The sequence below is a fragment of the Eudoraea sp. genome (genome assembly GCF_039969275.1).
In the GTDB taxonomy this organism is placed as follows: domain Bacteria; phylum Bacteroidota; class Bacteroidia; order Flavobacteriales; family Flavobacteriaceae; genus Eudoraea.
Genome location: NZ_JBDVOC010000001.1, coordinates 1 through 7,591, shown reverse-complemented (window position 1 = coordinate 7,591; position 7,591 = coordinate 1). Strand labels below are relative to the sequence as shown.

The window sequence follows — 7,591 nt, the reverse complement described above, 5'->3', positions numbered from 1 at the left end:
TACAAGTACTATAAACAATAAAACAATGTTTCTTTTTAACCGAGTGTTTTTGATTATTACATTATTCGGAGAATAACAAAATAAATTGATAATGGGCAATAAAAGAAACGCGAACTCATTAATACTTAATAGCACCCCAGGCAATGGCAAATAGGTTTTTTCATTCGTAGGTAAAAAAAACCAATAAATAGAATTATATAAAATATACGATTGAAGAGTGAATGCATCTAAAAATTAAGTTTTATTTCAGAAATAAGAATTAGAATTTGCTTTTTTTTAATTAGGTTTAATGGGTCATTATTTTTGAAATACTCAGATCTTGTCATCCTTAAAGTAAAAGGCCTAATTAATCATATAATGCCTGACTATAGATTACAGACAAAAAGTTAAGTCATACAAGGCCCTTACTTTCAAGGATACCGAAATGTTCTAAAAAAAAACACTCTTTAAATGTTTCTTTTTACGGGCTACCTCTTTTGGAAGCTTACTTTATGTTTCATTTAAAGAACGCTATAGTTAATATTACGCCAAAATCATGAAGAGGTAAAGATTGTCTGTCAGGATGTTGGAAAAATCGATTAAAGTATAATAATTGCAGGTATGGAAGCGAAGAAAAAGATACCAAAATCAAAGTAAATAGGGGACGAAAGTTGAATAACGAATGAATGGAAAGGATGTGGCCGGCATACACTTTTCCTGATATCAGCTGTGGATGTATTAGATCATGAAGCGAGCTTTTATAATGAACTAAAAAAGATAAGAACTAAATATCCCTCAAAACCTTTAATCGCCCTGATTAATAAAACAGACCTTCTTCCTACTGATAAATTATTGAATTTAAAGAACAAATTGAATCAATTGTTAAGCGATAAGGACAAAATTGAATACCAATTACTCTCTGCCAAAACCGGTCTTGGAATAGAAGAGCTCAAATCGAAGCTCTTGTATGATGTCAATGCAGGGGTTTTAAGAAATAATGAGACTATTGTGACTAACAGCAGGCATTATGATGCATTAATAAAAGCTTTGGAGGAGATTAAAAAAGTGCAGCTGGGACTGCAGGAAGGTTTATCTGGCGATCTTCTGGCTATTGATATCCGACAGGCGCTTTATTATTTTGGAGAGATTACCGGTGAGATCACCACCGATGACCTTTTAGGGAATATTTTTGCCAATTTTTGTATCGGGAAGTAGGTAACAATTTCATTTAGCACCATTCTGTTTAATTTGACAAAAAAAATATGATTACGGATTTTTTTTGGCAATATTTTAGTGTGAAAACTAATGTTGTAGTCTTTATCTTATACTGATGTATTTAATCGGTTTCGCATGTAGTTTATCGCATTATTTTCCCTTAAACCCTTAAACATTATATCTTTATATTTTTAATGATGAAAAAATAACCTTAAAACATTTAAAATGAAAAAAATCATCCCACTATTATTAACCATTACCCTGGCTTTTGTTTCCTGCCAAGTTGAGCCTTTGGGTGATGATGGCCTGAACGCTGTTGAAGGTAAAGGAAGTAGTTCATCGGAGGAGGATTGCTATGTAAATCTAACCCCGACACTTCCGGCATTGGTAGAATTTTGTCCAACTACTAAGCCGGGTACTGAATCTTATTTCTTAGTAGACATTGCATCCGGAGATTTAGCTGGTTTAGATATTCCGGCATGGTGCGTAGATGTTGATAAGACTCTTAATGTTAATGAAGATTGCGATGTTGAAGCAAATGTTTATTCAAGTTATGGGAGTTTCCCTGTAGGGGAATTTGAAAATCCAGGAAATTTTGATAAGGTCAATTGGATACTTAATCAAGATTTCATTAGCCAGGGATATACTTACGGACACATACAGTGGGCTATTTGGGAACTTATCGACAATGAGAATTGTATAAGTTGTACTTACTTAACTAATCCGATAGGTAATTGGGGTACCACAGATCCCAATGATGTTGTTAAAGGACAGGAAATTGTTGATGACGCTATTGCTAATGGAGGTGGTTTTGAACCAGTTGCTGGTCAAAATCTTGCCATTATACTTATTCCTACGGATAGTAGTAAGCAAAGTATTATAATTCCTTACCCATTAGAATGCGAACCAGAAGCTGCTTGCGAAACAGCGTTTGGAAGAGCACAGACTATCGATGATGGGATTAATACTTGCTTTATAGATTTAGAAGACCCATATAAATTTAACCGTTGGGGATGGACAGTGAAACTGCCTGGTGAAGGAACTTACACCTTCGATATCTACGCAGGAGCTGGCCAGTGTGATTTGAGTAAGGGCACCTTAGTAGGTACTGCAGAAGTGAATTACAGTGGTGGTACTGTTTCCGTGGACTATGATATTTTTGACGGCTATGAAATAAATGAAGTCCACACCTATGCAGGTTACGATCCTGTCCCATCAAATCCGAATAACGGTAAACCGACGGTAGCACCGGGTCAGTACACAATAGCTACAGGATTAAGTGGTGAAATTAATGTGATTCTTCATTCCGTCATTTGCGGAGATTATGAAGATTAAAGTGAAGTTTTAAACCTAAAAATTAACTTATTAATTTGAGGTTAATGGGTTTGATTTGAAGAATAGCAAATTATCAGAAGAAGCGGGAATGTTTAATAAACAATTGTCGCTTCTTCTTTTTTTATTTTATGTTTTTAGGAAAGTTTGGACTAAAGTTTATTTCAGCTCTGGTTAAATGTATTCATTACCTTCTTTCTCTTTCCAGATGACAGTACCGGAATCTCATCTACAAATTCAATATTTATTTCAGCATCATTTCCCAAAAGGTATTTAAAGCTCTTAACTAATTCCTTCTTGTAATCAAATGCTCCATAAAGATTTAATTTAATGACATACTCTTTTTGTCCTACCTGGATAAACTGGTATTGTTTTATAAGATGATAATAAATCTTCATTATTGGATAAATACCATAGGACGATACCAATCTATTTTTGGTATCATAAATCAAGTCCAATTTACGGCCTTCTATCTTTGTAAGAACAAGCTCATTGTCTAAAAGTTCCATAACTCCTATATCGCCTGTATCATATCTAATTAAGGGCATGCTATAATTAAATAAATCAGTTACTACAATTCTGCCTATTTCGCCAAGTTCGGCTTTGGTGTCTTTCTTCAAATCAAATATTTCAATAATGTAACTAGCCCAGTTAATTTTGAATGTATCATTATCATTGATTTCCTGTTGTGCTATTATTCCTTGCTCCTCTGTGGAATATCTAGAAACAACAGGCGCTTTGAAGTACTTTTTAATTGATTTTTTGGTATATGGATCTAATGCCTCGGAAATGGCAACAAAAGATTTAATATTAAAATCTTTATTTTCTGAATTATTCTTATCCAAATAATCGCATAATGTATCAAAGGAAGACGCAATGCCAATAATTGCTTTAGAGGACTTATCTTTTTGAAGTTCCTTTAACAGGGCATTAATAATTTCATCGTTCATTTTAGAGATGTCCACTTTGATTATATTTTGCAGTAATCTGTTTAGTGCATTTTTATGCTCACCTTTCCAAAGTCTTAAATAATATAATCTTTGACCAATATTATATCCTACTTTGTTAAAGAAAAATAATGTATCCGCAGTGTTTCTGTTTCTTTTGTTACGGTTCATAAACAGGAAAAAAGGAATACCTGTAGAACCACTTGTGGCAACTTTGTATAATGATTTTGTTAGAAATTTGTGTGATTTGAAATCATCAAAATTATCCAGAATCAAATCTTTTTTAATAACAGGGAACTGGTTAAAATGAACTTGTACATATCTGGAATAAAATGGTACTGTTTTAATGGAGTGCTCCAATAATTCATTAAGTATTTCATTTCTTCTATTTACTGCCTTTTCAGAAAATGGACTTTCCATTATTTGCGCAACATCCTGATAATGCATTTTAATGTGACCACCCTTAAAGGTATCAATGGCCCAAAATCCAATTCTCCTGATAGTATTTCCAATTCCCATTAAATTTATAGTTTTTTTACTTAGTAAAATAGACCAACTTTTTTAATTATAATCCATTTAAATATTTATGTAAATAGAAATTAATCCATAGTTTCTTCATGAAATAAAAGGTCTTTTAAAAATTAACCATTAGGTTGGAATACAAAGCAAAAAAAAGTAATTGGAGTATTATTTTTAATACTCGTTTATTGAATTATTACTTAGGTATACATCCCCTTTATTTCTTTTTTTGATAAGTTTTGCAGGACTTCCATATGCAATCTGAAAGTCTCCAACTTCTTTTGTAACTAACGCTCCGGCACCTATAACTGTGTGCTTACCAATATTGACATTATTAACAACCGTAGCTCCTATTGATATGGCAGTGAATTTGCCGATTGATACATTGCCCCCTATCGTAACCCCTGGGGAAAGACTACTGAATTCTTCCATTATACTATCATGGCCTAAGGAAGCTTTGGTATTGACTATACAAAAATCCCCAATTTGAGCATCTGAATTTACAACTACCCCAGCCATCACGACAATTCCTTTTCCTATTGAAATATAATTACTTATACTTGCCGATGAGTGTATTGCTGAAATAAAATCAAAGTCCATTACCAGGGCCTTAATTTTTTTGACCATTTCTTTTCTTTTCCAATTGTCTCCAATGGCAACAATTCCTTTTTTTATCCCCTCCTTTTCCTTCAGGTAGGGGATGCATTTTGCATCACCTATTATTTTATATCCAAGAATATCAGACCCGATTTTTTTATAGGAATCAACAAACCCGTATATCTCGTATTGCCCATTTTTTTCAATGATATCTGTTATTACTTTTGCATGGCCTGAAGCCCCGATAATGATAATTTTCTCCATTAAATTTATTCTTATGAATTTTAAATGTAAGAGGCTACCAAATAAAATTTAACTATTATTCCCATCTTCCGAGTGTTATCTCCTCTTAAATTACATTTTATTAAAAACGCAGGGAAGTAGAATGGATTGCTCTACAATACCATAAATGTGAAAAAAATAAAAATAAAGAAAAACTATATTATAAGTGCAATATTAGAAGATTAACGCTGATATTCAACCTTAAAGTTTTATACTAAACCCAAAGTACTATGAAGAAGTAAAACGGGATTTATAACGGTTTGAAATTAAGTTTTTACTCTATAAATAGTATAGTTAAAAAGTTATTTGGTGTTTCTCTTTGCCCACTTTTATGGTATTCACAATAAATCCCATGTTACGAATTTAATAGAGTACAATTGAAAATAAAAAGTGTTTAATTATTGATTCTTCAGGGATTAGTTTTGCCAATTTCTGTATCGGAAAGTAACCTCTCAAAACAACACAATAACAAAATAGTACTAAATCGTCATAACATCGAATTTTCAGGCTTTTAAACGATATTCATCTATTTCTACTTAGTTTTCTTAGCTGTTTATTTTGACACATTTTGTGCCTTCCTTGTACCTCAATCCTACCATCGAGAAAATTTGTACCTCAAAATTCGTTTTTGGTATTTCTAAATGGCAACGAAAGTTAAATTAAGACAGAAGAGTATTTCCAAAGGACGCAAAAGCTTATATCTTGATTTTTACCCTCCTATTCCTCACCCAGAGACCGGCGAGCCTACAAGACGAGAATTTTTAGGGTTATATCTATTCGAGAAGCCTAAAACACCTTTTGACAAACAACATAATGTAGAAACTTTAAAAATTGGCCAGAGTATTAGGCAAAAACGTGAAAACATCCTCAACAGGCCTGAAATATATGACCGGTATGAAAAAGAACAACTGCGTTTGGAGGAGTTAGACAAATCATGTTTTTCTTTAATTGTTTACAACGTACGGATATACGAACTGGTAAGTATATTTCTATTTTGTCAAGACGGCTAATCCAATGGATTTTTAATGTTTTTAAAAGTATTTGTTGACACACGGGTGTATATTTCAGTTATTCTGTTAGAACTATGCTCAAATAGAAGTTGTACTTCCATTAAATTCTCCCCTTTGCCCAACTCATCTCCTTATAAACAACCTAAACGTTTTACGTAAAATGCATCTGTAGCATTCTTATCTATCCACTCTTATAAATTCTAACCAATTTCATTTTTTAGAGTTTAGGAGCGTAATTAGCCGTTTTAATGTTCTGGGTTGAGGTTACCTATGATGCAAAGGATAACCGGATAACGGGCATTTATAGTTTTGTAGGTGGCGAAACCTTGGACAAGTACAGTAATGTACCTAGGAGGATTTAAATAATGAATCTGTTATTTATGAAATTTTAGTAGCAATAATAATTCTTGGAATTCTGTAACGTATTATATTTTTTCCATCTTTTTTTAATAATCTCAAAAACCGAAACGTTCTAGGTAAACTAAAGATATATGTGAATTTCAGTCTACTCTTAAACGAAAGTATTTGGTCTTCGCTTCTAATAGAATATTATTCTCATTTTTTTTTCGACTAATAGTGCTGACTGGAAGAATATTAGTCAATATAAGAATTTTTTTATAGTTATTTCTTGAAATTATAGCTTGAAAGTAAAACAAATGAAAAAATGAAAAGAAAAAACACGCTGTTTTGAGCCAAAAGCGAATCAGTATTAAAAGAAGCGAAAAAAAACACCCAGAATATTATGGGAATAAAATATTTTTTTCGATACATAAGATATAGGACATTAAAAAATAATAGTAAAACGAGAAATCCATATCTTAAGAGGATATTGATAAAACTTGTATCGGTTTTAGCATATGCTATATATTCATTTTCAAGATTATATCTACTGAAAACAGGTTTCTTATATGGCAAACCCAAAACCCAATGGTTCTCATTAATTCTCGCTTCTATATTATCATAAATTAAATCACGGTTATTTTCAACAGTGTTCTCTTTTAGATCAGCCTCGCCTAAAACAATTGACAAAATACGCTTATCAACCTGTCTCCCAATTATATCATTTGTTTTGTATACATAAAAAAGCATTCCTAAAAATATGCCAACAAAAAATAATATTTTGAAAAATTTTTTTATACTAAACCGTCTAAATGTTAAATAAACACCTTCATAAAATAATAGGGCCAAATAAGTCCTGTTAAAGCCAAGCAATAATCCTATTAAACTTAAAACTGCGGTAATCTTTACTAACTTACCTTGATTGTACCATTTATTTTTATCTTCAATAAGTAAATAAAGACCAATTACTCCGAAATAGGCGTTTGCAGTTCCTGCCCTTCCTCCTTGTTCTACCAATATGTTAGGATCAATTGCCAATGATACAAAAGATAGTATAGCTGAAACGCTTATGGCCATTAATAGTGTTTTCCAAACGATTCTAATATCGGCCCTTATCCCTTGAGTTATTAGAATTAAAGATGAAAATAAGGTCAACCCAATTCTTATGGTTTTAAAGGCATCTCCAATTGATTGACCATAAATAACATTTTTAACTACAACTTCGGTAAATACAAGTACTATAAACAATAAAACAATGTTTCTTTTTAACCGAGTGTTTTTGATTATTACATTATTCGGAGAATAACAAAATAAATTGATAATGGGCAATAAAAGAAACGCGAACTCATTAATACTTAATAGCACCCCAGG

The 7,591-nt window shown here is 32.1% G+C and carries 6 protein-coding genes; 3 read left to right on the top strand and 3 right to left on the bottom strand.

The window, feature by feature from the left end:
* Positions 1-708 precede the first annotated feature (708 nt).
* Positions 709-1,194: a hypothetical protein gene (locus tag ABJH90_RS00030; RefSeq protein WP_348143199.1), complete on the top strand. Its 486-nt coding sequence runs from the start codon at positions 709-711 to the stop codon at positions 1,192-1,194.
* Positions 1,195-1,419: 225 nt separating this feature from the next.
* Positions 1,420-2,529, top strand: coding sequence for a hypothetical protein (locus tag ABJH90_RS00025; protein ID WP_348143196.1), 1,110 nt, complete (start codon positions 1,420-1,422; stop codon positions 2,527-2,529).
* Between the two features lie 161 nt (positions 2,530-2,690).
* Here the strand turns inward: ABJH90_RS00025 and ABJH90_RS00020 are convergent, their stop codons facing one another.
* Positions 2,691-3,992: a CoF synthetase gene (locus ABJH90_RS00020; RefSeq protein ID WP_348143193.1), complete on the bottom strand. Its 1,302-nt coding sequence runs from the start codon at positions 3,990-3,992 to the stop codon at positions 2,691-2,693.
* Between the two features lie 174 nt (positions 3,993-4,166).
* Positions 4,167-4,853, bottom strand: a complete 687-nt coding sequence (locus ABJH90_RS00015; protein ID WP_348143190.1) for an acetyltransferase — start codon at positions 4,851-4,853, stop codon at positions 4,167-4,169.
* A gap of 659 nt (positions 4,854-5,512) precedes the next feature.
* Between ABJH90_RS00015 and ABJH90_RS00010 the strand changes: the two genes are divergently transcribed.
* Positions 5,513-5,881 (top strand): hypothetical protein, encoded by a 369-nt coding sequence (locus tag ABJH90_RS00010; protein ID WP_348143188.1) that lies wholly within the window; start codon positions 5,513-5,515, stop codon positions 5,879-5,881.
* Positions 5,882-6,502: 621 nt separating this feature from the next.
* Here the strand turns inward: ABJH90_RS00010 and ABJH90_RS00005 are convergent.
* Positions 6,503-7,591 (bottom strand): hypothetical protein (locus ABJH90_RS00005; protein ID WP_348338018.1); only part of this gene is annotated, 1,089 nt, incomplete at its 5' end.